Origin of the sequence: Sinorhizobium sp. 7-81, assembly GCF_030124405.1 — a bacterium.
Lineage (GTDB): Bacteria > Pseudomonadota > Alphaproteobacteria > Rhizobiales > Rhizobiaceae > Sinorhizobium > Sinorhizobium psoraleae.
The window spans coordinates 449,555-474,382 of sequence record NZ_JASKLT010000002.1; the positions used below are offsets into that span (position 1 = coordinate 449,555).

Sequence of the window (24,828 nt, forward strand, 5' to 3'; positions counted from 1 at the left end):
TTGATGCGCCAGCCGGAAGAAGAAGCCGGCTGGCGCATTTCATCCTCGATCAGCCGAGGTGGTGCCGTTCCTGAAGGCCATAGACCGGCGTCGCAATGCCCTCGCAGCGGGCCTTCAGCTGCAATGAAAGATACTGCGAATAATGCCGCGACTGATGCAGGTTGCCGCCGTGGAACCAGAGCGCCTCCTGCTGCGTCGGCTTCCACATGTTGCGCTGCTCGCCCTCCCACGGACCGGGGTCCTTCGGCGTCTCGGAGCCGAGGCCCCAGACCTTGCCGACTTTGTCGGCGACCTCCTTCGAGATGAGATCCGCCGCCCAGCCGTTCATCGAGCCATAGCCGGTGGCGTAGACGACGAGATCGGCCGGAAGCTCGGTGCCGTCCTTCAAGACGACGGCGTCTTCCGTCAGGTGGCTGACGTCGGAGCCGGATTTCAGCTTGATGCTGCCGTCGATGACGAGATCGCAGGCGCCGACGTCGATGTAATAGCCGGATCCACGGCGGAGATACTTCATGAACAGGCCGGAACCGTCGGCGCCCCAGTCGAGCATGAAGCCGGCCTTTTCCAGATCCGCATAGAACTTCGCGTCGCGCTCGCGCATCTTCTCGTAAAGCGGAATCTGGAACTCGTGCATGATCCGGTAGGGAAGCGAGGCGAAGATCAGATCTGCCTTGCGCGTCGTCATGCCGGCGGCAACCGCCCGTTCGGAATAGAGGTCCCCGAGCCCGATATCCATCAGCGTGTCGGAGCGCACGATGTGCGTCGACGAACGCTGCACCATCGTCACATCGGCACCGCCTTCCCAAAGCGCCGCGCAGATATCATGCGCGGAATTGTTGGAGCCGATGACCACCACCTTCTTGTCGCGGTAAGCGTCCGGACCCGGATGCTGTGAGGAATGCTGCTGTTCGCCTTTGAAGACCTCCTGACCTTTCAGCTTCGGGATGTTCGGCTTGCCCGACATGCCGGTCGCGAGAACGAGCTGCTTCGGCCGAAGCACGACCTCCAAGCCGTTGCGCTCGACGACGACCGTCCACTCCTTCGCCTCCTCGTCGTACTCAGCCGATTTGCAGTTGGTCGAACTCCAGTAGTTGAGCTCCATCACCTTGGTATACATTTCCAGCCAGTCGCCGATCTTGTCCTTCGGCGCGAAGACCGGCCAGTTCTCCGGGAAGGGGATATAGGGCAGGTGGTCGTACCAGACCGGGTCGTGCAGGCAGAGAGACTTGTAGCGCTTGCGCCAGCTATCGCCTGGGCGTTCGTTCTTCTCGATGATGATCGTCGGCACGTTCAACTGGCGCAGACGCGCGCCAAGCGCGATGCCGCCCTGCCCGCCGCCGATGATGACGACATAGGGCTGGGTCTCGTAGCCGAGTTCGGCCGCCTCCCCTTCGCGTTTTTCCTTCCACGTCTTGCGGTTGGGATCATGACCGTGCTCGGCGCCGAGCGGCCGCCTGAAGCCCTTCGGCTCCTCGTGCCCCTTTAGCTCTGTCATCGTGGTGAGAAGCGTCCAGATCAGACCGTTCTTCAGCCGCATGTGGCCGTAGCCGCGCGCCACCTCCGTCTCGAATTCGAACCATCCTTCGCTCACGCCGTCCCCGCCGCTCGCCTGTTCCTTCTCGTCCTGCCGGAACAGTGCCGGTTTCACCGCCGCGAGCTGGCTCGTCAGCATGTCGCGGATCTGGTTCCGGCCCTCCATCGTTCTGATGTTCCAGGTAAACGCGACGAGATCGCGCCAATAGCAATCCGCCTGGAACAGGTTGACAGCGGCCTCGATATCGCCCTGTTCGAGCGCCCTGCCGAGCTTGGCAAGCGTGTTGTCGATGCGGGTGTTGGGACTTTCTTCAAGCATGAGGTCTCCTCCTTTTTCGCTTGAGTGAGACGCGGGCGGCTCCTCATCCGCCCGCGCGGGAAACATCGGCGTCACTTCATGAGATCGATCAGGATCTTCAGGTGCTTGCCGGACGGGTCGAGAAGCGCGTCGAAGCCGTTGGTCACCGCTTCATCGAGGGCGATGCGCTTCGTGACGATCCGTTTCGCCGGCAGGAGGCCGGACGCGATCAGGCGGATGACGCACGGCCAATAGTGGGTTGGATAGGCCCAGGAGCCGCGCAGATCGATGTCCTTGAAGGTGACCTGGAACCAGTCCAGCGGGTTTTCATGCGGATGCAGGCCAGTCTGCACGACAACGCCCTGCTTGCGCACCGCATCGACACAGGCCTTGAGCGCGTGCTCGTTCCCGACACATTCGATCGCGACGTCGCAGCCGACCTTGCCTTCGGTCAAAGCGCGCACGACCTCACCCGGTTTTCTTCGCTCAGGGTTGATCGTGACGAGATCCGGCAGGATCGATGCTGCGAATTCGAGCCGGGCGTCGTTGATATCGGAGACGAAGAGCTGCGCCGCGCCGGCCGCGCGCGCGGCAAGCAGAGTCAGCACGCCGATCGGCCCGGCACCGGTCACGAGCACGCTGCTGCCGGCCGTTACCCCGCCGCGGTCGCATGCGTAGACCGCAACCGCGGTGGGCTCGACGAGTGCAGCCTCCTCGTCCGTCATCTCGTCGGGAATCTTCTCGACATTGTACTCGTTGAGCAAAGCGTATTCGCCCATGCCGCCCCAAGCCCAGCTCAAGCCCGCCAGCGCCAAATCCGTGCTCAGGTGGAAAAGGCCGCGATCGGCGAAATAATCGCCGGCACGCGGCATGATCAGCGGCTGGACGGAAACCCGGTCGCCCGGGCGGAGCGAGGTCACTCCGTCACCGACCGCCTCGACCACGCCGCCGAACTCGTGGCCCAGCACCTGAGGACCATATGCGCCGGTAAAAGGATGCGGATCCTTGGGAATGAAAATCGGGCCGTAGGCATATTCGTGCAGGTCGGTGCCGCATATGCCGACGAAGCGGTTGCTGACCAGCACCTGCCCGGCTGCCGGCTCGCCCGGCGCCGGGATATCCTCGATCCTGAGATCCTTGGCCGCATGAAATCTGAGCGCTCGCATGTTTCCTCCTGATCGTTGCCGTCATGGTTGAGCAGCGATTTGCAATGGCCGTGCCAAGCCGTTGCGGGCGAGGAAAATACAATGATTTCAAGGACGATGATCGAGCGGTGTGTTGCGTCAGGCAGCACAGCCGCCACAGGTGTGGCAGCTTACCTGTTGCAAGGCAAAGTCGCTCAGTGCTTCTGCTCGAGGTGGTAGCGCCTGATCTGCCGATGCACGGTCGAGCGATCGATGCCCAGCCTTCGCGCCGCCTCGGAGATGTTCCAGTTGCAGGCATCGAGCATCAGGCCCAGTGCTGTTCCGGCATCGCCCGTCTCCCGCTCAGCCGTCGCGACCAGCTGGTCCGGCAGATCGCATGGTTGGATGACGCAGCCTTCGGCGAGCGCGGCAGCAACAGCTATGGCGTTGTCGAGCTCGCGAATGTTTCCCGGCCAGTCGTGCGCCCTCAACGCCACGCGCGCGGCCGGAGAGAGCGTGAGTTCTCTGGCCGCATTGGAATGCCGCTTCAGGATCTGCTCCAGCACCCAATCGAAGTCCGGCCTGTCTCTTAGCGCCGGCAGCGAGAGCGTCGCGGCATTGAGCCGGTAGAAGAGATCCTCGCGAAAGGCGCCGTTCGCAACCAGCGTCTTCAGCGGCCGATGCGAGGCCGAAACGATCCTGATCTGGACCGGACGCGGCACGGTGCCCCCGACCGGAAGCACCTCACGCTCGGCCAGCACCCTGAGCAGCCGGCTTTGCAACGCAAGCGGCATGTCGCCGATCTCGTCGAGAAAGAGCGTGCCGCCGTCCGCCTGTTCGATCAGGCCCTTTCGGCCCTTGGCGGACGCACCGGTGAAGGCCCCCGGCAGATAGCCGAAGAGCTCGCTCTCGATCAGCTGCTCGGGGATTGCCGCGCAATTGATGGCGACGAAGCGCCCCCTGAGGCCGCTGCCCTCGTGGATGGCGCGCGCCAGGTGTTCCTTACCCGTCCCGGTTTCGCCCTGGATGAGGATCGGCAGCCCGGTGCGGGCGAGTTTCGCGGCCTTTGCCTGCAGCGCAACGATTTCGGGCGCATCGCCGCCAAGCTGGCGCAGCGGCGGCGGGATCTGCGCGCGCGAGACGCTTGGCGCGCGGATGCTGGCATGCGGCTCGATGGCGTGGGCGAAGAGCGCATTGCCGTCGCGGGCGAAGACGAGCCGTTCCTGGGTCGGCCGCCTGCGCGTAAGCTCGGGAAGGTCGTCGATCTCGAGATCGAGGAAGCGCGACACCGGCTCGCCGATGAGCTGGCGCGGATCACGCCAGTCGAGCCCGGTCGAGCGGGCGAGGATCTTCGCCCCGCCATGGGTCATGCCGACGATCCGACCGAGGCCGTCGATCGAGACCGCCGCCTCCGGGTCGACGTCGAGGAATTCCGGCGAGCGCGAGAAACGCAGCACCCACTGGTGCCGCGCCTGGGCCATGAGGTTGGCAAGCTCGATGCGCCTCGCGCTGGCGGTGACAAGATGAAGCGCGAGGTTCTGGCTCGCCTTCAGGATCGGCGAACTCAAAAGCGAGATGTCGAGGACGGCCGAAAGTTCGCCGTGGATATCGTAGATCGGCGCGGCCGTGCAGGAGAGCGGCGTGTGCGTGTTGTCGAAGTGGTCGGTCTGGTGGATCGTCAGCGCCTCACCCGCCTCGATGCAGGCACCGACGGCGCAGGTGCCGGCGCGCCACTCGGACCATTCGGAGCCGAGATAGAGCCCGGCCTTGCGAAGGCTGTTGTCGAACAGCGGATCGCCGAGAAATTCAACCGTCACACCCTGTCGGTCGGAGAGCAGCAGCACGTAGTTCTGCCCTGCGACCTGGCGGAACAGATGTTCGAGCCCGGAGCGAGCGATGGCGATCAGGTCTTCCGATTGCTGGCGATGTTCCTTAAGCCGCGTCTCGGGCACGATATAGGCCTCGCAGGCCTGCGCCGGGTCGAGGCGGTGGTGTTCCAGGCAGCGCAGCCAGGACTTGACGACCGTAGCGTCGCGACTGCTTGGAAGGCCACGGCCGACGCGCTCGATTTCGCGGATATGGTCGGAATGTGAAAACATGACCGCCTCCCAACGGACCGCCTTCCTCCTGCTGCAGCCACCTTTGTGCGTCTGAAAGACGCGATCGCCGCTGGGGCGCGAGTGTGCGCATAGGAAACCGAAATGTAAAGGAAGGGGACCCGAGGAAGCGGGTACGCAAAGGTCCGCCTCGGGCACCTCGTGCTCGGAGAGCGGTGCCCGGACTATCCTCTATCTGTATCATCCAAGCCGACGTGGAGTGCCGAGGGCGCTCCGGGCCTTCGATTTCGCCCGGAGGAAAGGCGCAGGCACCCGGCGCCATCGTCCATTTAGATCACTCGTCGAGGCGAAATCCGACCTTCATGACGACCTGATAGTGCGCGACCTCTCCGTTGACGATTTGTCCCCGAATCTGGTCGACTTCGAACCAGTCGAGATTCCGCATGGTCTTCGAGGCGCGCGAAATCGCCGTTTCGATCGCCTCGTTGACCGAGGTCTTCGAGCTTCCGATCAATTCTATCTTCTTGTAGACGTGCCCGCTCACAGCAACCTCCTCCGGGTTCTGATTGCTTCTTCTTCTGAACATCGCCCTCGCGGGTGGCGAAAAGCGCGGCGCACGCCTCGTTCTCACCGGCGACCGCCGAGGCCGACAGGGCCAGCATGCGCCTGTTGGGTTGCGATTGCCAGTCACCGGCGAAATTTGCGGACGCCCGGAGCGTGGGGCTGTTACCCGCCGCGGATCGAGGAACGCCAGACGAGATCGGCGTCGAGTCTGATCGAATGGTCGCGCGCGGAAGGATCTTGCGCGTCGACCCTGCCCAGCCATCTCACTGCCTCCCGGGCGATCGCCTCTACGGGCTGGGCGAACGTCGTCAATTCGTAGGACGACCAGGCGGCCTGCTCGATGTCGTCGAAGCCGGCGACGCAGAGCTGATCCGGAATGGAAACCGAGAACTGATGCCGGGCTGCATCCATGAAGCCGCAGGCGATGAGGTCGGTCGCGCAAAAGACAGCGTCGGGCCGCTCACTCAGCGTCAGCAGCCTTTGTGCCAGCACGCGGCCGCTTTCATAGGCTGTCGGTCCGTAGCGGTCGACGACAACATCCAGACCCATCGCCTTCGCGGCCGCGACGAAGCCGTGCTCGCGCGCCATCAAGCTTGGCGTTCCCGCCTCGGAATTGGCAAAGGCAAGGCGTCGGCAGCCGGCACGCAGGAAGGCCGTGACAAGCCGGCCCGCGGCCACCGCGTCGTTCAGATTGATCCTGAACGGCCCCTCCTGATCGTCGTCGCGGTTGATCAGCACCAGTCTCTGACCGTTCTTGAGACAGAGCTGCGTAATCGACTTGTCCGGCATTCCCGAGAGAATGATGGAAGCGTCGGCGCGATACCGGATTGCCTGCCTGAGCGCGAGACCGACGCTGCCGTCGGAACGGTCGGTATTGACCAGCATGGCGATCTTGCCGGCATTCTGCAGTTGCTGCGTCAGCGCCCGGATCAGGGTCGATCGATATGGCGTGCCCATCTCGGAGACGATGAGGCAGACGATGCCGCTTTCGTTGCGCATCAGCCCGCGCGCGAGATGGTTGACGTGATAGCCAAGCGCCTCGGCCGCCTCCACCACCTTGCGCCGCGTCTCGGGAGAGACGCTGGCACCGGGCGTGAAGGTGCGCGAAACGGCGGAACGGGAGACACCCGCCCGTTCGGCGACCTCTTGAGCGCTGACGAAAGGCTTTTGCGACACGATGGCCCGAATGTGTTGCGATCTGTGCACGGAGAATTGCACGATTTTGCAAATGTGTGCAAGGCGTCTGTGCCCCGTGAACGGCGGTATTGACGAAGAAATATGTTGACAGGAAAAACCTCCTCATGCAGCATTTGCACGCGCTTGCAACAGCGTCCGGCATGGAGGCGCCGGCACAATCTGGGAGGAAATCATGGGTTCGGTAAAAATCGCCGCGGCAACGCTTGCCGCGGGTGTGGCTTTCTTTGCCTTTTCCGCGCATGCCGACGGAAATCTCAATCTCATCTGCTCTGCGGACGTGGTGATCTGCGAACAGATGGAGGGCGCCTTCGAGAAGGAGACGGGCATTTCGGTCAACATGGTTCGCCTTTCGTCCGGCGAAACCTATGCCAAGATCCGCGCCGAGGCACGCAACCCGAAAACCGATATCTGGTGGGCGGGCACCGGCGACCCGCACCTGCAGGCCGCTTCCGAGGGGCTGACACTCGAATACAGGTCGCCGATGCTCGGTGAGTTGCAGGATTGGGCGGTCAAGCAGGCCGAAAGTTCCGGCTACCGCACGGTCGGCGTCTATGCCGGCGCACTCGGCTGGGGCTACAACACGGAAATCTTCAAGCAGAAGAATTTCAAGGAGCCTAAGTGCTGGGCCGACCTGCTCGATCCGGCTTTCAAGGGCGAGGTCCAGATCGCCAATCCGAACTCTTCCGGCACGGCCTATACGGCGCTAGCAACACTCGTTCAGATCATGGGCGAGGACCAGGCCTTCGACTACCTGAAGAAGCTCAACGACAACGTCTCGCAATATACCAAGTCCGGCTCGGCACCGGTGAAGGCTGCTGCGCGCGGGGAAACCGCGATCGGTATCGTCTTCATGCATGACGCCGTGGCGCAGGCCGTCGAAGGCTTCCCGGTGAAGTCGGTGGCGCCCTGCGAGGGTACCGGCTACGAGATCGGCTCCATGTCGATCATCAAGGGCGCGAAGAACCTCGACAATGCCAAGAAATGGTACGACTGGGCGCTCTCGCCCGCGGTGCAATCGAAAATGAAGGAGGCAAAATCCTTCCAGCTCCCGTCGAACAAGACGGCCGAGATTCCGAAGGAAGCGCCGAAGTTCGAGGACATCAAGCTGATTGATTACGACTTCAAGACCTATGGTGATCCGGCCAAGCGCAAGGCGCTCCTGGAGCGCTGGGACCGGGAGATCGGCGCCAACGCGAACTGACGCGCATTCCGGCGCGCCGCGAACTGCGGCCGGCGACGTTCTCGCCGGCCGACCGTACCCGCTGTCGCGCGCTCTGAACGGATGAGCCCTGCGGTGACGCACACCGCTCCACTTTTCTTGCAATCGGTCGCATGATGCCCCCTGATGACTTCGGGCACGGTTCTTGCGACCCCGACGACCCGAGGCAAACGCGATCCATGGGATATCGCAATCGCAGACTGGATATCGTTCTCGCCCTCGGGCTGGCGGCGTTTCTCCTCCTACCCTGGTACCGCATCGAGGGCGGCTTCTTCGGCTTCGGCTGGCTCGCCGATTTTCCGGGGAGCTCATCCGTCTCGCCCGGCGTGCTTCACATTGTGAACGGCCGGTGGTGGCTTGCCGCGCCGGCGCTGTTGCTCCTCCTTGCCGGTGCCTCCCGCTTCGTCGGCGATCCACGTCGGCGCGGCACTCTCCTTGCCTCAACCGGCGCACTGGGGATCGCGCTCCTCGCGCTGCAGGGGCTGGCGATCGGCTTTACCGGCTGGACCTGGACGATCAGCGAAGCGTTCTTCGGTGCGCTCCCCGACGGGCAGCCTGCCATGGGAGCCGGCGCGGTGCTTTCGGCGCTCGTCTTCGTCCTCACCTTTTCCTTCGGGCTTGCCGAGCGTGGCGCGATGAAGGGTGACGCCTTCGTCGTCGGGGCCATCGCGCTCCTCGTCTTTCTTGTCGCCGTCTTTGTCTTCTATCCGGTCGGCAGCATGCTCGTCGGCGCCTTCCAGGATTTCGACGGCTCGTTCAATCCGGACGGCTTCACGCGCAACATCGTCGACCCGTCGATCTGGAGCCTCGACTGCGTCATCGGCGGGACCCGCTGTGGCGTCGCCTGGCGCACCTTCTGGCTGGCAGTCATGACCGCTGGCGGCTCGACCATTCTGGGGCTCGCCTTCGCTCTCGTCGCCACCCGCACCGGCTTTCGCTACAAGAAGAGCCTGCGGCTCCTGACGGTGCTGCCGATCATCACACCGCCCTTCGTCGTCGGCCTCGCGCTGACCCTGCTCTTCGGCCGCTCGGGCGTGGCGACGCAGGCGATGTCGGCAATCCTCGGCATCGAGCCAGGTCGGTGGCTCTATGGTCTCACCGGCATCTGGATCGCGCAGGTCCTGTCCTTCACGCCGATCTCCTTCCTTGTGCTGATCGGTGTCGTCGAGGGTGTCAGCCCGTCGATGGAGGAAGCGTCGCAGACGCTGAGAGCCGATCGCTGGCGGACCTTCTGGCACGTCTCGCTGCCCTTGATGAAGCCCGGCCTCGCCAATGCCTTCCTCATCGGCTTCATCGAAAGCATGGCGGATTTCGGCAATCCGCTGGTGCTCGGCGGCAGCCATGGCGTGCTTTCGACGGAAATCTTTTTCGCCGTCGTCGGTTCGCAAAACGATCCCTCGCGCGCCGCCGTCCTTGCTATCATCCTGCTCTCATTCACGCTCACCGCCTTCCTCGCCCAGCGCATCTGGCTTTCGGGCAAGAATTTCTCGACCGTCACCGGCAAGGGCGACAGCGGCATGCATGCGGCCCTCCCCCGCTCGGTCTCGATCGGCGTCCATGCGCTGGTCGTTCCCTGGGCGCTCTTCACCATCGTCGTCTACGGCATGATCCTGATCGGCGGTTTCGTGAAGACCTGGGGGCTCGACAATACGCTGACGCTCGAGCACTACGCCCAAGCCTTCTCGATCGAATTGCGCGACGGAGCCATTGCCTGGACCGGCGTTGCCTGGAACTCCTTCTGGACGACGATGGAAATCGCCCTCGTTTCGGCGCCGCTGACGGCTGCGGTCGGGCTCCTTACCGCCTATCTGATCGTGCGCCAGAAATTTGCCGGCCGCGAGCTCTTCGAATTCGCGCTGATGATGAGCTTCGCCATTCCCGGCACGGTCATCGGCATCAGCTACATCATGGCCTTCAACCTGCCGCCGCTGGAGATGACCGGAAGCGCCCTGATCCTGATCGCCTGCTTCGTCTTTCGCAACATGCCGGTCGGCGTGCGCGGCGGCGTCGCGGCGATGAGCCAGCTCGACCGGAGCCTCGACGAAGCATCGTTGACGCTGAGGGCCGACAGCTTCCGCACGATCCGCAAGGTGATCCTCCCGCTGTTGCGCCCGGCGATCACCGCGGCGCTCGTCTATTCCTTCGTACGCGCCATCACCTCGATCAGCGCCGTAATTTTCCTGGTCAGCGCCGAATACAACATGGCGACGTCCTACATTGTCGGCCTAGTCGAGAACGGCGAGTACGGTGTCGCGATCGCCTATTCCTCGATGCTGATCCTGGTGATGATCGCCGTCATAGCCGGCTTCCAGTTCCTTGTCGGCGAGCGGCGGCTGAGACGCGAGAACCGCGTGCAGTCGCTTGCCGCCACCACGCCCGCTTCCCTTCGCCAGGAGAAAACCGCATGAGCACCGAAGGTCCCGGTTCCGTCGTCTTTCAAAACATTCGCAAGCAGTTCGGCGCCTTCACGGCCATTCACGACCTGTCGCTGACGATCGAACCGGGCACGCTGGTGACGCTGCTTGGGCCGTCCGGCTGCGGCAAGACGACGACACTCAGGATGCTGGCCGGCCTCGAGCATCCGACATCCGGCCGCATTTTGATCGGCGGCAAGGACGTGACCATGTTGCCGGCGAATGAACGCGACGTTTCCATGGTCTTCCAGTCCTACGCCCTGTTCCCGCATATGACGGCGCTCGAAAATGTCGCCTACGGTCTTGAATCGTCCGGCCTGAAGCGAAAGGAGGCGCGCGAGCGCGCCGAGGACGGATTGGCGCTCGTCGGCCTCGCCGGCATGGGCGAGCGGTTGCCGGCCGAGCTTTCCGGCGGACAACAACAGCGCGTCGCCGTCGCCCGCGCGCTGGTGCTCGAACCACAGGTGCTGCTGCTCGACGAACCGCTGTCGAATCTCGACGCGCGGCTGCGCCGTCGCGTCCGGACCGAAATCCGCGAGTTGCAGCAGCGCCTCGGCTTCACCGCCGTCTACGTCACCCATGACCAGGACGAGGCGCTTGCCGTCTCCGACCGCATCATCGTGATGAGGGATGGGCATGTCGCGCAGGAAGGCGCGCCGCGCGATCTCTATGATGCCCCTGCGTCGGCCTTCATCGCCGATTTCATGGGCGAGGCCAATGTCGTTTCCTGCGATATCCTCGGCGTCGAGGGCGGCGATGCGACGATCCGTGTCGAGGCGCTGACCCATCGCGTACCGGGCCGCGATATCCGCCCCGGACCGGCGAAGCTCGCCGTGCGGCCGAATGCAATCACGCTGGAACCGGCGAGAAACGGCGCGTTTTCCGGTCGCATCACCCACGCCGCCTATCTCGGCGATCACGTCGAATACGAGGTGAAGACGGCCGCAGGCACGCTCTTCGTCGTCGATCCCGCTGTCGAAAGAACGCTGGCTCCGGCGACGGATGTCGCGATCGGCTTCAAGGAGCGCGGCATCGCCATCATCAGCAGTTGAGCCCCGGTCGAGATGTCACCACCGCGCGCTTGCCGAGAAACCCATTTGCAAAACATAACCGAGGAAACCTTCATGACGTCACACGACCCTTCCGGGCTCGAAACCCGACTGGCTCTAGCCGAAGCGGTGGCTCGCGAGGCGGGCGCCGTGGCGCTCGACTATTTCAACCGGCGTGAGACGCTGGTCGTCGAGATCAAACGGGATCCGCAGGATGTCGTCTCGATCGCCGATCGCGAGGTGGAGAATCTTATCCGCGCCCGTTTTGCGGAAGCTTACCCGGACGATGGCGTGCTCGGCGAGGAATACGGCCTCGTGCCGGGAAGTTCCGGCTTCACCTGGGTGATCGACCCGATCGACGGCACCAGCCCGTTCGTCAACGGCATGCCGAACTGGTGTGTCTCGATCGCGCTTCTGCATGACGGCGTCCCTGTGGTGGGAGTGATCGCGGCGCCGTGCCATGGCGAACTTTATGCCGCAGCACTCGGGCGCGGCGCGCGTCTCAACGGCAAGCCGTTGTCGCTCGATGCTTCACGCACGATCCGCAACTCTGTCACCGGGATCGGCGCCAATAATCACGTGACGCCGGCATTCGTCGGCAAGATAGTCGAGAAGCTGCTTGAATCCGGCGGCAATTTCGTGCGCAACGGTTCCGGCGCCCTGATGCTCGCCTATGTCGCTGCCGGCCGCCTGGTCGGCTATTACGAACCCCACATGCACGCCTGGGACTGCCTCGCCGGCTATTGCCTGGTAAAGGAAGCGGGCGGATGGTACCTGCCCTTCCCCGTCGAGGGTGAACGTCTTACAACTGGATCCGCCGTTCTCGCCGCGGCACCTGGCGCGATCGACGACCTGAAGAAGATCGCCGCGCTCTAGGTCGCATGCCTGCGCGCGCCTCGCACCCCCGAGGCGTGCGGCATTATCGCCTTGAATCGCTGCGTGAATCCGATCTTGCTCGCCAGCGTGAGGGGACGGTTTTGTCGGGTCTGTCGAACGTCGGCAGCAGAAGCCGGAGCAAATCGGCCTGCGCGTGATCGGACACGGCAGCCTATATGGCAGCGAATCTACAAGATTTCTTGATATGGGGGCGATTTGAGGATAAAATCCTACGCCAATTCAAAGCGTTACAGCGACCGTGCGAAGTGAAAGGCCGGAGCTGAAACGTAAGGCGCACGCGAGGGGTGACGCTTTGGTCAAGCTTCATACGTGGAGGTTGTCATGGTAAACACTCTCATGGCCGGACGAAGAGCCCAGGATTGGGCCAACCTGATCCTGGCGGTGTGCTTGTTCCTCTCTCCCTGGGTCATCGGTTTTGCGACTGAGGCCGTTCCGACCTGGAACGCCTGGATCGCCGGCATCGTGCTTGGTGCGCTGGCGATTGCGGCGCTTTCTGCCTTCGCAGAATGGGAGGAGTGGGTGAATATGGTGATCGGCCTTTGGCTGATCGTCTCTCCCTGGGTGCTCGGCTTCATGACGAACGTGAACGCGATGTGGACGCATGTCATTCTCGGCGTGCTTGTCGCGGCACTGTCGGCCTGGGCGGTCTGGGACTATCGTCACCCGCACTCGCACGCCTAGAGCATCCCGCTTCACCGGAAGCGGAAAAGATGCTCTAGAATCAAAGTGCTACAGCGACCCTTGTGCGTCTGATCAGGCGCGCGGCGCTGTAGACCAATTTGATCCTGGACTTAGCCGGTCCGGGATCATTGGGTGAACCTTCGAGCGGGACGCTGGCCGAAGTATCGTTCCTCGTCCCGCTCGAAAGCGGGGATATTTTCCTTTTAACCCCCGACGACCGCGCGTTCTTCCTCGACCGAAAGTACATCCGCGACATCCAGTTCGCGCCGTTCTCTTTCGGTTTCGATTGCGACATCGAGCACCTTCTGGAGATTGGCGGCATGGCGGAAGCTCGGTTCGACAGCCTGACCGGCTGCGACCGCCTCAGCAAAGCGCTGGTAGTTGGTCGGCACCGTTCCGGCATCGAGATCGCGCCAGATCGCCTTTTCGACATCGGCGCCGAGGCAGGCCTTGAGGCGCGAGCCGTCCGGCGTGTGGATCACCTCCAGCGCGCCCTTGTCGCCATGCAGCCTGAGACGCAGTTCGTTCAGGTGGCCCGTCGCCCAGCGGCTGGCATGGATCACGCCCATCGCGCCGTTTTCGAACTCCGCCGTCATCGCGAAGCTGTCATTGGCATCAAGCTCATATTCGCCGATGCGGTTGTCGGGCACCTTGTCGAATGCCTTCAGCCGGGCAAAGACCCGATCGACCGCGCTGCCGGCGCCATAGCTGGCGAAGTCGAGGATATGGATGCCGACGTCGCCGAGCACGCCGTTGGAGCCATGTTTGGTCGACAGCCGCCACAGCCATTTCGATTCGCTCGCCCAGTCGCCCCAGGCTTTCGATACCAGCCAGCTCTGCAGGTAGGAGGCTTCGAGATGGCGCACTCGGCCGATCTCGCCTGCAAGCACCAGTTCGCGTGCCCGCTGGAGCGGCGCGACATTGCGGTAGGTGAGGTTCACCATGTTGACGAGGCCGGAGCGCTCGGCCGCATCGGCCATTTCGGCCGCCTTGTCGTAATTTTCGGCCAGCGGCTTTTCGCACAGCACGTGCTTGCCGGCGGCAATCAGCGCCAGCGTCGTCGGATGATGGGCCTTGTCCGGCGTGACGTTCGTCACCGCGTCGAACTCGCCCCAGGCGATTGCGTCTTCGAGCGAGGTGAAGATGCGGGCAATGCCGTGCATGTCGGCAAAGCCGCGCGCCCGCGACGGGTCGACATCGACGGCGGCGACCATCTCGACGCCATCGATCTTGGCAAAGGCTTGCGCATGGCTGTTGGCCATGCCGCCGGTTCCGAGAATGAGCAAACGCATGGTGGACCTCATCGATATCCTGCTTCGCCGGCCTGGTGCAGCTTCGGCCCGCGCTCGACGATCGGCTCCAGAGCCTTCTCCACCGGGACGTTCGGCGCCTCGTGGATCGCCTTGTAGCTGCCGAGCGGATTGTGCGCCCATTTCACCGAATTGCGCAGCACAGTGTGCACCGTGGCGTCGTGATAGGTCGGATAGGTTTCATGGCCGGGACGGAAGTAGAAGATGTTACCGGCGCCGCGCCGCCAGGTCAGCCCCGAGCGGAACACCTCTCCGCCGGCGAACCAGGAGATGAACACCGTCTCCAGCGGCTCCGGCACGGAAAACTGCTCACCATACATCTCCTCGTTTTCCAAGACGAAATGCTCGCCGAGACCTTCGGCGATCGGATGGCGCGGATTGACCACCCAGACGCGTTCGCGTTCGCCCGCCTCACGCCATTTGAGCGCGCAGGGCGTGCCCATCAGCCGCTTGAACACCTTGGAGAAATGGCCGGAGTGGAGCACGATCAGCCCCATGCCTTCCCAAACGCGCTTTGCGACCCGCTCGACGACCCGATCCTCGACGGCGCCGTGGTCCTTGTGGCCCCACCAGACGAGCACGTCGGTCGACGCCAGCCGCTCTTCGCTCAAGCCGTGCTCCGGCTCCTGGAGCGTCGCCGTCGTCGCGGCAATCGCCGCATCCTCGTTCAGCGCCGCCGCGATCGTGTTGTGCATGCCGTTCGGATAAATCTCCCGAACCACCGCATTCGTCTGCTCGTGGATGTTCTCACCCCACACGATGGTGTTGATAGACAAGGTCATTCTCCTTGGGTTACGGCATCCTCTGCCGGATGCCTTTGTCTCTACTGCAGGTGTCCTTGGATCGGAGCCGGTTAAGGACAAAAACATGCAGCAATTCGAAGTGCTACAGCGATCTTTGTGCGCCTGGTAAGACGCGCGGCGCTGTAGTTTGGCTTGCGGCGAGGTTACGCCGCACCCCGCCATTCCGTGCGGCCGATCGCGCGCCCCGCCGCATCGAAGCGATGGATCTGGCCGGCGGCCGGCGAAATCTGCACGGTCTGTTCAGGCTGGTGCCTGGAGGTTCCGCTTTCCCGGACGATCACCGGTTCGTCGGAGCCGATGTCGATATAGACATAGCTGTCGGAGCCGAGCATCTCGGAGTGCACGATCGTTCCGCTCCACTGCCCGGCACTGTCGACGATCTCTAGATGTTCCGCCCTGACGCCGATCGTCCGTGCCTTGTAGGGTTCGGCGAACGGTCCGCTCAGGAAGTTCATCTTCGGCGAGCCGATGAAGCCGGCGACAAAGACCGAATTCGGGCTTTCATAGACTTCGAGCGGCGTGCCGATCTGCTCGACGAGCCCGTCCCGGAGCACGCAGATCCGATCGGCGAGCGTCATCGCCTCGACCTGGTCGTGCGTCACGTAGATCATCGTCGTGTTGTGCATGCTGCGATGGAGCTTGGCGATCTCGAGACGGGTCGCGACGCGCAGCGCCGCGTCGAGGTTCGACAGCGGCTCGTCGAACAAGAAGACCTTCGGGTCGCGCACGATCGCGCGGCCGATCGCCACGCGCTGCCGCTGCCCGCCGGAGAGCTGGCGAGGCAGCCGCTTGAGATAGGGCGTGAGCTGCAGCATTTCGGCTGCCGCCTCGACCCTTTTCCTGCATTGCTCCTTGTCCTTGCCGGCGAGCTGCATGCCGAAGGCCATATTGTCGAAAACCGTCATGTGCGGATAAAGCGCATAAGACTGGAACACCATGGCGATACCGCGGCGGGACGGTACGAGCTGATTGACGATCTGCCCGTCAAAGGCCAGCGTGCCGGAGGTGATCTCCTCGAGCCCCGCGATGAGCCGGAGCAGCGTGGACTTGCCGCAGCCGGACGGCCCGACGAAGACCATGAACTCACCCGTCCGGATGTCCATGCTGACGCCCTTGATGACCTCGAAGGCGCCAAAGGACTTGCGAATGTCCCGCAGTTGAAGCTCTGCCATTCTTCTCTCCTAAATCACGCGAGGTTCGGGCGGAAAACCGCTCTTCCTCATCCGCTCTAACCTTTGACGCCGCCGGCCGTGAGCCCGGAAATGATCCGCCGCTGAAAGATCAGGACGAGGACCACGAGCGGCACCGTGACGATCACCGATGCCGCCATGATGTTGCCCCAGGGAATTTCGAACTGGCTGCCGCCCGAAAGCAGCGCGATCGCGACCGGCACCGTGCGCTGGACGTCCGAGGACGTGAATGTCAGCGCGAAGAGGAATTCGTTCCACGCGGCGATGAAGGCGAGCAGCCCTGTCGTCACCAATGCCGGCCACATCAGCGGCATGAAGACCCGCGTGATCACCACCCAGGGAGAGGCGCCGTCGACGATCGCCGCCTCCTCGATCTCGACCGGCAGGTCGCGCATGAAGGTGGTGAGCACCCATACGGTGAACGGCAGCGTGAAGATCATGTAGGAAAAGATCAGCGCCAGCGGCGTGTTGTAGACCCCGATGAAGCGCACGAGCTCGAACAGCCCGGCAAGCACGGCGATCTGCGGGAACATCGACACCGACAGGATGGTCAACAGCAGCAGCGACCGGCCGCGGAAGCGCACGCGCGCCAGCGCATAGGCTGCGGTGACGGCGAGCAGCAGCGAGATGGCCACCACCAGCGTGGCGACGAGGAGCGAATTGCCGAGGTTGCGAACGAACGTGCCGTGCGAGAAGATCTCTGCGTAATTGGCAAGCGACACCGTCGTCGGCCAATAGTCGACGCGAAACAGCGCCGTGCCGGATTTGAAGCTCGTCAGGATCGCGTAGTAGAACGGGAAAACCGCGATGACGATGATGGCGGCGACGAGCGCATAGAACCCGGTCCGCTTTGCGATTGTGGCGACCATCAGCGCTCTCCTCCATCGAGGTTTACGCGCCCGAACCACATGTAGAGGATGGTGATCGACGCGATGATCAGGAACAGCATGGTGGAGGCGGTCGCCCCGTAGGCGAACTTGTCGAAATCGAAGAGGTTCTCGCGTGCGAGCACCGACACCGTCTTCGTCTGCGCGTTGTTGGGGGTCAGCACGTAGATGAGGTCGAAGATGCGCAGCGCGTCCAGCATCCGGAAGATGACCGCGACCATCAGCTCCGGCCGGATGAGCGGCAGTGTCAGCCGCCAGAAGACGCGCAAGGGATGCACGCCGTCGATCTTGGCGGCTTCATAGATATCGGCTGGCACCATCTGCAGACCGGCGAGGATCAGGAGCGCCATGAACGGCGTCGTCTTCCAGACATCGACGATCAGCACCGCGATCATCGCGGTATCGGGGCTCGCGGTCCAGGCGATCTTCTGGCCGATCAGACCGAGGCCGAGCAGTATGTCGTTCAGGATGCCGAACTGGTCATTGAGCATCCATGCCCACATCTTCGCGGAGACGATGGTGGGGATCGCCCAGGGAATGAGGATCGCAGCGCGCACGAGGCCGCGTCCGGGAAACCGCGCGTTGAGCACGAGCGCCACGATCAGCCCCAATGCCGTTTCGATGCTGACGGAGATCGCGGTGAACTTCAGCGTATTCCACACCGCGTTCCACCAGGCGGGATCGGCGAGCAGGCCCCTGTAAATGGTTCGCCCGCTCTTCAGCGTGACCCAGGAAAGATAATTCTGGAGGCCGACGAATTCGGCTCCGGAGAGATTGGTCAGCGAGGCATTGGTGAAGCTGAAATAGATGGTCCGCACGAGCGGCCAGCCAGCGACCATGGCCAGAACAAGCAATGTCGGCGCGAGAAAGACCCAAGCCGAACGGACACGCTGCGCCTGAAGGTCGGAGCCTATCCTTTTGCCCACAAGTGCGGACGGCGGCCCCGCGAGAGAAAGATCTGTCATGACACGAGCTCACTGGTTGGCGTCCAGCTTCTGGGCGGAACGTTCGACCTGCTGCATGGTTCCCTGCGGCGCCGCGCGTCTGACCAGAGGCGCAAAGTCGCTGTAGAACTTTGAATTGCTGCATGATTTCGGTTGAAGCGCTCTTCGGGGTTCCGAAGAGCCTGCGATGCTGTTTGCGACGGCAGCCGGCGATGGCTGCCGTCGCAGGCCTTGGGAACTTACCAGGCGTCGCCCTGGAGCTCGGTCAGATCGGCTTCGAGAAGTTCGAGGTTTTCGGCGGCCGTGCCCCCGCCCGACAGCGTGTTGTGCACGGCGCTCCAGACCTTGGAGGAGACCTCGTTGTACTTCACCTTCGCGACCGCCGAGGGCCTCGGCACGGCATTCTGGAAGATCGGTTTCCAGTTCGGCATGAAAGGCTGCGCGGCGGCGACTTCCTGATCATCGTAGAGCGCAGCGATCGTCGGAAGGTTCGACAGCTGGATGGCGCGCGTCTTCTGCACCTCGGGCGAGCCCAGGAACTTGACGAAAGCAATCGATGCTTCCTGGTCGTCCGAATATTTCGAAACCGCGAGGTTCCATCCGCCGAGCGTCGAGGAAGGCTGATCGCCGTCTGTCGCGGTCGGCAGCGGCTTCACCTCGAATTTGCCCTTGACCGCACTGTCGTCGCCGTTTCCAAGCGCATAGGCGTAGGGCCAGTTGCGCATGAACACGGCGTTGCCCGTCTGCCAGACGCCGCGCGATTCCTCCTCCTGATAGGCGAGCACGCCAGGGGGAGAGATCGTGCCGATCCATCCCTTCACCCGTTCGAGGGCCGCCGCAGCCTTTTCGTTGTTGACGGAGATCGTGCCGTCGGACTCGACGATCTGGCCGCCGCCGGAGGACTTGATCCATTCGAGCGCATTGCAGGTCAGCCCTTCATAGGCATTGCCCTGGAAGACAAAACCCCAGATGTCGGGATTGCCGGCGGCGCGTTCCTTGTCCTGGATCTCCTTTGCCGTGGCGGCGAGTTCATCCCAGGTCTTGGGCGGCGTCTTGCCATACTTGTCGAGGAGATCCTTGCGGTAATAGAGCGCCGGCGCGTCGGTATAGAACGGCAGCGCGACCAGCTTGCCGTTGACGGTCTGCGATTGAATGATCGAGGGGAAGTGGGCACCGACCACGTCCTTCGTGGCCTCGGTCAGGTCGACGAACTGTTCGGCAAGCTGCGGCGCCCAGATGACGTCCGTCTGATAGACGTCGACATCCTTGTTTCCGGCCGCAAGCCAGAGGCGGTACTGGCTGAATTGCTCGCTGCTCGACGGCGGCATCGTCACCAGGTTGATCTTGTGACCGGTCTCCTTTTCGAACTTGGCGATCTGCTCGCGCAGAAAGCTCAAATTCTTGCCGGTCGAATTGGCCGCCATAGATAATTCAGCGGCGGCGGCAAGATCGGCAGCACCGGCGATGGCAGCGCAGATAATCAGCGTCCTCAGGATAGGCTTCATGTTTTCTAGCTCCTCCAAGCTCCCCCGGTTTCGTAAACTCCCCTGAATTCGAAAACGGTTTGGCTGCGGGAGAAGCTGGCAGAAGCCCAAACTTCTGTCAAGGCGTGTCCAGAGGCGATGTCACAACGGCAACGTGCATGATCTATATCATTGTTTTTCCATGAAATGTTTCTTCTGCGAGGCCTGTGGATAGCTGCAACGACAAGCGACACAAAACACGGCTCGGGCGCGACATTTCGCATAAATTTAAAACGATTTGGATGCTGCAAAACTCCATGCCGTTTTTTCGGCCTGCGCCCACTCACTGCGGGAACGGATTGTTACCGCCGGCGAACCGCGTATAGTCCTTGCGCAAATGCTGCGGCGGCGCGTCCAATCGGGCGCCAAAGGTCGGTGTGGCAGTTTGAAATACTGCATGATTTCGTCGTCGGATGGCCTCCGAACTGGGAAATCGTGCAGCGGGGGCGGGCAGGGAATACGATCGATCAATGAAGCTCAAGGAGTTCGCCAAACAGTTGGGGCTGTCCCCGACCACGGTCAGTCGCGCGTTGAGCGGCTATCCCGAGGTTAGCGAGAAAACCCGCCAACGCGTCGCGGAGGAAGCGGCGCGCCTCGGCTACCGGCCAAACATCAATGCGGTGCGCCTGGTGACCGGCCGTGCCGGCGCGATCGGCGTGGTGGTGGGCCGCAGCGGCGAATTCCAGTTCTCGGAATATATGAGCGGGATGGCCGAGCGGCTGGATAGCGAAGACATCGACATCCTCGTCAGTCCGCTCGCGGAGCAGGGTGGCAAGAACGAAAACCAGCTCTACAGCAGGCTCGCGACTAGCGGCCGGGTCGACGCCGTGATCATCCATTCTCCAATGCCGCACGACGAGCGCATCGCGCTCCTGCACAGGCTCGGAATGCCGTTTCTGGTCCATGGTCGCTCCGAGACCCAGGTTCCGCATGCCTGGCTCGACATCGACAACGAGGGCGCCATCCGGCGCGCGACCTCGCACCTCATAGACCTCGGCCACAGGCGCATCGCCATGGTCAACGGTCGCGCCGGCCTGACCTTTTCGCTTCATCGCGACAAGGGCTATCGCGAAGCGCTCGCGCAGCGCGGCATCCAGTTCGATCCGCGCCTGGTCGCCCATGGCCATTTCACCGACGAACTGGGATTTCGCTTCGCCCGCTCCTTCCTCGAACAATCGCCGCGGCCGACGGCGTTCGTGGCGGGCTCGATGATGACTGCGCTCGGCGTCTACCGCGCGGTGCGCTCCTTCGGGCTCGTGGTCGGCCGGGACATTTCCGTCATCGCCCATGATGATGTCTTTCCCTATCTCACCGCCGACAACATGGTGCCCTCTCTTTCGACCACCCGCTCGTCGCTGCGCGCCGCGGGCGCGCGGTCGGCGGATCTGGTCCTGCAGCTTCTGTCTGGCAGACCGGCGACGGAGATCCACGAGCTCTGGCCAGTCGAGCTCATCCTTCGCGAATCCAGCGGTCCGGTGCCGCAAGCGCCCGGCTGATCCATTCCATCGGCAAGGCGTACTGCGGCTTCCGGAGACCGAAGGAGGCCGCGAGGCCGGCGACGTCGACCAGTTCGCTCGGCGCGCCCTTGCATGGCATGCCCGAGCAGTCCAAAAGTCCAGGCAAAGAGTGCAGCCAGGGATTAGGCGTCGGGCGGATGAAAAGAAGAGAGATCGCGATCATCGGCGGCGGGCCTGCCGGCCTCATGGCGGCGGACGTGTTGTCCAGCCTCGACCATGCCGTGACCGTCTATGACAGCATGCCAACGGTCGGGCGCAAATTCCTGCTCGCCGGGAAATCCGGGCTCAACATTACCCACGCCGAGGATTATGCGCATTTCGCGACCCGCTTCGGCTCCGCGTCGGATCGATTGCGCCCCGCCCTCGACTCCTTCACGCCGAACGATGTGCGGACCTGGGCGGCCGAGCTCGGCACGGAAACCTTTGTCGGCTCCTCGGGCCGCGTCTTTCCAAAGGTCATGAAGGCCTCGCCGCTCCTGCGCGCCTGGCTGCGCAGGCTGGAGGCGCAGGGCGTCCGGGTTCTCACGCGCCATCGCTGGTCGGGTTTCGATGACGGCGGCTATGTCTTCGAAACGCCGGAGGGGCGGACGATCGTCCATTGCGACGCCGCCTTGCTGGCGCTCGGCGGCGCAAGCTGGCCGCGACTCGGCTCCGATGCCGGCTGGTTGCCTTTACTGCGCGACCGAGGCTTCGAAATCAGCGATTTTCGACCCGCGAATTGCGGCTTCGACGTCGCCTGGAGCGAGACCTTTCGCGAGCGTTTCGCGGGCGAGCCGCTGAAATCGGTGACGGCTGCGTCCGATGCCGGCGTCTTCCCGGGCGAATTCGTGGTGACGCGGCACGGCATCGAGGGCAGCCTCGTCTATGCCCACGCGTCGAGCTTGCGCGACGAGCTCGAAAGAAATGGCGAGGCCGTGCTCATGCTTGACCTCGTGCCTGGACGAACAGCGGAGCGGCTTGCCCGCGATCTTGCGCGGCAGCACGGCAAAGCGAGTTTCTCCAACCGCCTTCGTAAAGCTGCGGGCCTTGCCGGGGTCAAGGCCGCGCTGGTCAGGGAAATGGCACCCGCCGCACCTCACGCCGATCCCCGGCACCTTGCCGGGCTGATCAAGGCCTTGCCGATACCGGTTCTCAGACCCCGGCTGATCGCGGAGGCGATCTCGTCGGCGGGAGGCGTTCGCCTCGATGCCATCGATGACGACTATATGCTGAAGGCGCTTCCGGGGGTTTTCGTCGCCGGCGAAATGCTCGACTGGGAAGCGCCGACCGGCGGCTATCTGCTGACCGCCTGCTTTGCGACGGGACGGGCGGCGGCACGCGGGATCGAGGCTTGGCTGCAGCGGTAGCGGAGTCCGGTTAGACCGGCTCTTCGCGGAGTTCTTCGACCTGCCCTGCGCCCTTAGCCGGCTTTCCGCCATAGGCGCGCAGGAACGTCCGCACCGCCGCGCGGGCGGCCTTCTCGAGTTCCTCATCCGTCGGCACTCCGCCAAAGAAGCTGTTCATCGGCAGATCGGCGTTAACCAGAGCGAGGAACTGCTTGGCGGCAAGGTCGAAGTCGTCGATGTCCAGCCGCGCGACATGGGAAAGCCGGGCAAGGAGCGCCGATAAAGCGGTTCCTATCTTGCCCGGTCCCTGCTGGCGCCAGATCTCGAAGAGATGCGGATAACGCTCGCCCTCCGTCTGCACCAGCTTGCGGATGAATTTTCCGTCGTGATTGCACACGCAGTTCTTGTTGAGACGGACGGCAAAGGCGGTCAGATCGTCTTCGAGATTGTCGCCGTTGTCGGGAAAGGTCGCCAGAATGGAAAACAGCGCAGCATTGGCGCGGTCCATGATGTCCTGGACGACCGCCATGAACAGCGTCTCTTTTTCGCGGTAGTGGTTGTAGACGGTCTGCCGAGAGACGCAGGCTTCCATCGCGATTTCGTCGATGCTGGCGCCGGCAAAGCCTTCGCGGCAAAACACATCGGCGGCGGCGTCCAATATCGAGACGCGTTTGGCGCATTGGCCTTTCTGGGTGGGGCCGCCTGTCTTCGGTTGCGGCGCGTTCGGTTTTTTCATGCCCTGAAAATAAGACGTGTTGACGATTTAGACAATGGTGTCTAATTTTACATGTGTGTCCAATTTATTTGACACAAGCAGTCGCCGCGCCGGTGTGATCCTCCCAAGCCGCATCCAGGCAGTTCCGGTGGCTGCTTTTCCATTTCAACCTTTAGCGACAGCGATGGGCCGGCAGGTACATCCGGCTCTGCCTTCGCGGTTTCTGAAAGAGCATCATCATGACCACCTCATTTCTACGCACTGCGATTATTCTCGGCCTTTTATCGGCTATAGGACCCTTCGCGATCGACATGTACCTTCCGGCCCTGCCGTCGATCGGCAAGGATCTCGGCGCTGAAAACCACGTCGTGCAACTGAGCCTGCTCTCCTTCTTCATCTCCTTCGCGCTGTTCCAGCTCGTCTACGGTCCGCTCTCGGATATCTGGGGCCGCAAGACGCCGCTCTATCTCGGCATCGGGCTTTTCGCGGTGGCGAGCATCGGCTGCGCGGTGGCGAGCGACATCGAAACCCTAATCGCCTTCCGCTTCCTTCAGGGCATCGGCGGTGCCGCCGGCATGGTCATCCCGCGCGCGGTCGTGCGCGACATGCACACCGGCGTCCAGGCCGCGCGGCTGATGTCGCTGCTCATGCTCGTCTTCAGCATTTCGCCGATTCTCGCACCGCTGACCGGCAGCGCGGTGATCGAATTCTACGGCTGGCGCGGCGTCTTCTATGCGGTGATGATCGCGGCCATCATCGGTCTCATCCTGCTTTCGACGCAACTCGAGGAGACAAGGCCGAAGGAGCATCGGTCGGACAGCACTGTTGCCAGCGCCATGGCCGCCTACCGGCTGCTCCTTGGCGACCGCAACTTCCTGACGCTTGCCTTCATCGGCGGCCTCGGCATATCGAGCTTCCTGGTCTATCTGGCGAACTCGCCCTTCGTCCTGATCGACCATTACGGCCTGACGCCGACGCAATACAGCTTCGCCTTCTCGATCAACGCCGTCTCGTTCTTCGCCGTGTCGCAGGCGACCGGCTGGCTTGGCGAACGCTTCGGACTCGTCCGGCTGATGCGGATGGCGGTGATATTGTTCGCGCTGACCATGGTCAGCATGTTCGTGGTCATGAGCCTCGGCATCAATCAACTGCCGGTCATGGCGGCCTTCCTCTTCGTCGGCTACGGCGTCCTCGGTCTCGTCATCCCTACGTCGGCAGTGCTGGCGCTGGAAGATCACGGCGAAATCGCCGGCACCGCGTCGGCGCTGATGGGAACGCTGCATTTCGTCACCTCCGCCGTGGCGATGGTCATCACCAGCATCTTCTTCGACGGCACGGCGCTGCCGATGGCCGCCGGCATCGCGCTCTGCGCGCTTGCAGCATTCCTTGTTACCCAGGCAACGATCGGCCGTCGCCGCCGGGTCGTCGCCGCGGAATAAACGAATTCCCCGCGCGTCCCGAAAGGATGCGCGGGCCACTCGCGGTCGCGCGCCGATGAACGCTTTGTGAAGCTGCTCCCGTCGATTACGTGCTAACGTCGACAGACGGGCGCGGCGCACGACGATGTTTGACGGGAAGCAC

20 protein-coding genes are annotated in these 24,828 nt (G+C 63.1%); 8 read left to right on the forward strand and 12 right to left on the reverse strand.

Annotated features, from left to right (window positions below; all coding sequences use genetic code 11):
* Positions 1–49: 49 nt before the first annotated feature.
* The 5 genes from QN224_RS09380 to QN224_RS09400 all read right to left on the reverse strand — a co-directional run bounded on the left by QN224_RS09380 (position 50) and on the right by QN224_RS09400 (position 6,752).
* Entirely contained in the window at positions 50–1,852 is a 1,803-nt protein-coding gene (locus QN224_RS09380; protein ID WP_283976433.1) for an NAD(P)/FAD-dependent oxidoreductase, read from the reverse strand.
* Between the two features lie 71 nt (positions 1,853–1,923).
* The gene (locus QN224_RS09385) at positions 1,924–2,997 is read right to left on the reverse strand and encodes a 2,3-butanediol dehydrogenase (protein WP_283976434.1); all 1,074 of its coding nucleotides are present in this window, start codon (positions 2,995–2,997) and stop codon (positions 1,924–1,926) included.
* A 173-nt stretch (positions 2,998–3,170) separates the two neighbouring features.
* Entirely contained in the window at positions 3,171–5,054 is a 1,884-nt protein-coding gene (locus QN224_RS09390) for a sigma-54-dependent Fis family transcriptional regulator (protein ID WP_283976435.1), read from the reverse strand.
* A 292-nt stretch (positions 5,055–5,346) separates the two neighbouring features.
* Positions 5,347–5,556: a dodecin gene (locus QN224_RS09395; protein ID WP_173511920.1), complete on the reverse strand. Its 210-nt coding sequence runs from the start codon at positions 5,554–5,556 to the stop codon at positions 5,347–5,349.
* 182 nt (positions 5,557–5,738) lie between these two features.
* Complete coding sequence (locus tag QN224_RS09400; protein ID WP_283976913.1) at positions 5,739–6,752, reverse strand: substrate-binding domain-containing protein; 1,014 nt, start codon at positions 6,750–6,752, stop codon at positions 5,739–5,741.
* 193 nt (positions 6,753–6,945) lie between these two features.
* Here QN224_RS09400 and QN224_RS09405 point away from each other — a divergent pair, with 193 nt between their 5' ends.
* The 5 genes from QN224_RS09405 (at position 6,946) to QN224_RS09425 (ending at position 13,033) form a co-directional block, all read left to right on the forward strand.
* Positions 6,946–7,974, forward strand: coding sequence for an ABC transporter substrate-binding protein (locus tag QN224_RS09405; protein ID WP_283976436.1), 1,029 nt, complete (start codon positions 6,946–6,948; stop codon positions 7,972–7,974).
* A 197-nt stretch (positions 7,975–8,171) separates the two neighbouring features.
* Positions 8,172–10,400, forward strand: coding sequence for an iron ABC transporter permease (locus QN224_RS09410; RefSeq protein ID WP_283976437.1), 2,229 nt, complete (start codon positions 8,172–8,174; stop codon positions 10,398–10,400).
* Positions 10,397–11,458, forward strand: coding sequence for an ABC transporter ATP-binding protein (locus tag QN224_RS09415; protein ID WP_283976438.1), 1,062 nt, complete (start codon positions 10,397–10,399; stop codon positions 11,456–11,458). The genes QN224_RS09410 and QN224_RS09415 overlap by 4 nt, the downstream gene beginning before the upstream one ends.
* Positions 11,459–11,530: 72 nt before the next feature.
* Positions 11,531–12,331 (forward strand): inositol monophosphatase family protein, encoded by an 801-nt coding sequence (locus tag QN224_RS09420; RefSeq protein ID WP_283976439.1) that lies wholly within the window; start codon positions 11,531–11,533, stop codon positions 12,329–12,331.
* Between the two features lie 342 nt (positions 12,332–12,673).
* Positions 12,674–13,033, forward strand: coding sequence for an SPW repeat protein (locus QN224_RS09425; protein ID WP_173511926.1), 360 nt, complete (start codon positions 12,674–12,676; stop codon positions 13,031–13,033).
* Positions 13,034–13,236: 203 nt separating this feature from the next.
* On the opposite strand, the gene QN224_RS09430 is transcribed toward QN224_RS09425, so the two are convergent.
* The 6 genes from QN224_RS09430 to QN224_RS09455 all read right to left on the reverse strand — a co-directional run bounded on the left by QN224_RS09430 (position 13,237) and on the right by QN224_RS09455 (position 19,672).
* Positions 13,237–14,325 (reverse strand): Gfo/Idh/MocA family protein, encoded by a 1,089-nt coding sequence (locus QN224_RS09430; protein ID WP_269286300.1) that lies wholly within the window; start codon positions 14,323–14,325, stop codon positions 13,237–13,239.
* 8 nt (positions 14,326–14,333) lie between these two features.
* Positions 14,334–15,119 carry a ThuA domain-containing protein gene (locus QN224_RS09435; protein WP_173511928.1) on the reverse strand — a complete coding sequence of 262 codons (786 nt, stop codon included), beginning with the start codon at positions 15,117–15,119 and terminating at the stop codon, positions 14,334–14,336.
* 170 nt (positions 15,120–15,289) lie between these two features.
* Complete coding sequence (locus QN224_RS09440; protein WP_283976440.1) at positions 15,290–16,318, reverse strand: ABC transporter ATP-binding protein; 1,029 nt, start codon at positions 16,316–16,318, stop codon at positions 15,290–15,292.
* 56 nt (positions 16,319–16,374) lie between these two features.
* Positions 16,375–17,205 carry a carbohydrate ABC transporter permease gene (locus QN224_RS09445; protein ID WP_173511930.1) on the reverse strand — a complete coding sequence of 277 codons (831 nt, stop codon included), beginning with the start codon at positions 17,203–17,205 and terminating at the stop codon, positions 16,375–16,377.
* Positions 17,205–18,188 carry a sugar ABC transporter permease gene (locus tag QN224_RS09450; RefSeq protein WP_283976441.1) on the reverse strand — a complete coding sequence of 328 codons (984 nt, stop codon included), beginning with the start codon at positions 18,186–18,188 and terminating at the stop codon, positions 17,205–17,207. Before QN224_RS09450 ends, QN224_RS09445 begins: the two co-directional genes overlap by 1 nt.
* Positions 18,189–18,406: 218 nt before the next feature.
* Complete coding sequence (locus QN224_RS09455) at positions 18,407–19,672, reverse strand: ABC transporter substrate-binding protein (protein WP_283976442.1); 1,266 nt, start codon at positions 19,670–19,672, stop codon at positions 18,407–18,409.
* Between the two features lie 488 nt (positions 19,673–20,160).
* On the opposite strand from QN224_RS09455, the gene QN224_RS09460 reads away from it, so the two are divergent.
* Positions 20,161–21,186, forward strand: a complete 1,026-nt coding sequence (locus tag QN224_RS09460; RefSeq protein WP_283976443.1) for a substrate-binding domain-containing protein — start codon at positions 20,161–20,163, stop codon at positions 21,184–21,186.
* Between the two features lie 158 nt (positions 21,187–21,344).
* Positions 21,345–22,553, forward strand: coding sequence for an NAD(P)/FAD-dependent oxidoreductase (locus QN224_RS09465; RefSeq protein ID WP_283976444.1), 1,209 nt, complete (start codon positions 21,345–21,347; stop codon positions 22,551–22,553).
* A gap of 10 nt (positions 22,554–22,563) precedes the next feature.
* Here QN224_RS09465 and QN224_RS09470 read toward each other — a convergent pair whose 3' ends face one another.
* Positions 22,564–23,268, reverse strand: a complete 705-nt coding sequence (locus QN224_RS09470) for a TetR/AcrR family transcriptional regulator C-terminal domain-containing protein (RefSeq protein WP_283976445.1) — start codon at positions 23,266–23,268, stop codon at positions 22,564–22,566.
* A gap of 218 nt (positions 23,269–23,486) precedes the next feature.
* Here QN224_RS09470 and QN224_RS09475 point away from each other — a divergent pair, with 218 nt between their 5' ends.
* Positions 23,487–24,686 carry a multidrug effflux MFS transporter gene (locus QN224_RS09475; protein ID WP_283976446.1) on the forward strand — a complete coding sequence of 400 codons (1,200 nt, stop codon included), beginning with the start codon at positions 23,487–23,489 and terminating at the stop codon, positions 24,684–24,686.
* Positions 24,687–24,828: the final 142 nt, after the last annotated feature.

Excerpts from the sequence above, each read along its gene's own strand:
- QN224_RS09380 (WP_283976433.1), bottom strand. The coding sequence starts at position 1,852 with ATGCTTGAAGAAAGTCCCAACACCCGCATCGACAACACGCTTGCCAAG.
- QN224_RS09385 (WP_283976434.1), bottom strand. The coding sequence starts at position 2,997 with ATGCGAGCGCTCAGATTTCATGCGGCCAAGGATCTCAGGATCGAGGAT.
- QN224_RS09390 (WP_283976435.1), bottom strand. The coding sequence starts at position 5,054 with ATGTTTTCACATTCCGACCATATCCGCGAAATCGAGCGCGTCGGCCGT.
- QN224_RS09405 (WP_283976436.1), top strand. The coding sequence starts at position 6,946 with ATGGGTTCGGTAAAAATCGCCGCGGCAACGCTTGCCGCGGGTGTGGCT.
- QN224_RS09410 (WP_283976437.1), top strand. The coding sequence starts at position 8,172 with ATGGGATATCGCAATCGCAGACTGGATATCGTTCTCGCCCTCGGGCTG.
- QN224_RS09415 (WP_283976438.1), top strand. The coding sequence starts at position 10,397 with ATGAGCACCGAAGGTCCCGGTTCCGTCGTCTTTCAAAACATTCGCAAG.
- QN224_RS09420 (WP_283976439.1), top strand. The coding sequence starts at position 11,531 with ATGACGTCACACGACCCTTCCGGGCTCGAAACCCGACTGGCTCTAGCC.
- QN224_RS09425 (WP_173511926.1), top strand. The coding sequence starts at position 12,674 with ATGGTAAACACTCTCATGGCCGGACGAAGAGCCCAGGATTGGGCCAAC.
- QN224_RS09430 (WP_269286300.1), bottom strand. The coding sequence starts at position 14,325 with ATGCGTTTGCTCATTCTCGGAACCGGCGGCATGGCCAACAGCCATGCG.
- QN224_RS09440 (WP_283976440.1), bottom strand. The coding sequence starts at position 16,318 with ATGGCAGAGCTTCAACTGCGGGACATTCGCAAGTCCTTTGGCGCCTTC.
- QN224_RS09445 (WP_173511930.1), bottom strand. The coding sequence starts at position 17,205 with ATGGTCGCCACAATCGCAAAGCGGACCGGGTTCTATGCGCTCGTCGCC.
- QN224_RS09450 (WP_283976441.1), bottom strand. The coding sequence starts at position 18,188 with ATGACAGATCTTTCTCTCGCGGGGCCGCCGTCCGCACTTGTGGGCAAA.
- QN224_RS09455 (WP_283976442.1), bottom strand. The coding sequence starts at position 19,672 with ATGAAGCCTATCCTGAGGACGCTGATTATCTGCGCTGCCATCGCCGGT.
- QN224_RS09460 (WP_283976443.1), top strand. The coding sequence starts at position 20,161 with ATGAAGCTCAAGGAGTTCGCCAAACAGTTGGGGCTGTCCCCGACCACG.
- QN224_RS09465 (WP_283976444.1), top strand. The coding sequence starts at position 21,345 with ATGAAAAGAAGAGAGATCGCGATCATCGGCGGCGGGCCTGCCGGCCTC.
- QN224_RS09470 (WP_283976445.1), bottom strand. The coding sequence starts at position 23,268 with ATGAAAAAACCGAACGCGCCGCAACCGAAGACAGGCGGCCCCACCCAG.
- QN224_RS09475 (WP_283976446.1), top strand. The coding sequence starts at position 23,487 with ATGACCACCTCATTTCTACGCACTGCGATTATTCTCGGCCTTTTATCG.